Source organism: Adlercreutzia sp. DFI.6.23 (assembly GCF_024462535.1).
Lineage (GTDB): Bacteria > Actinomycetota > Coriobacteriia > Coriobacteriales > Eggerthellaceae > Adlercreutzia > Adlercreutzia rubneri.
In genome coordinates, this window is sequence record NZ_JANGBP010000323.1 from 1 (window position 1) to 326 (window position 326).

Genomic DNA, 326 nt, shown 5'->3' on the forward strand with positions numbered 1-326 from the left:
GTCGTGGCCGTCGTCGACGAACGGCCCGATGACCGGGGGCACCTCCTCATTGGTGAAACGGATCTCGCGGATGTCGCGCACGAAGTACTTGGCCGGCAGCCCCGGCACCCACAGCTGAGTGGTAGCGCCCATGACGCTCATGATGTCCTCGCCGTTCACGCGGTTGGCCACGATGGCGCCGCGCTCCAGCAAAAAGTCCAGAGGGAAGCTCTGATCCATCCCGTCGGCCCCCACGAACGTGACGGTGTTGCACTTCTCCGGGTCGATAACGACCGCGGCACCGTCGCCTCCCTCGGCAGCAACCCGAGCCGTCGCGCCTTCCACGG

General features: G+C 66.6%; 1 protein-coding gene. It reads right to left on the bottom strand.

Annotation, left to right across the window (positions count from 1 at the left end):
- On the bottom strand, nucleotides 1–326 hold a 326-nt coding region (locus tag NE591_RS13555), incomplete at both ends, for a molybdopterin-dependent oxidoreductase (protein WP_256156896.1).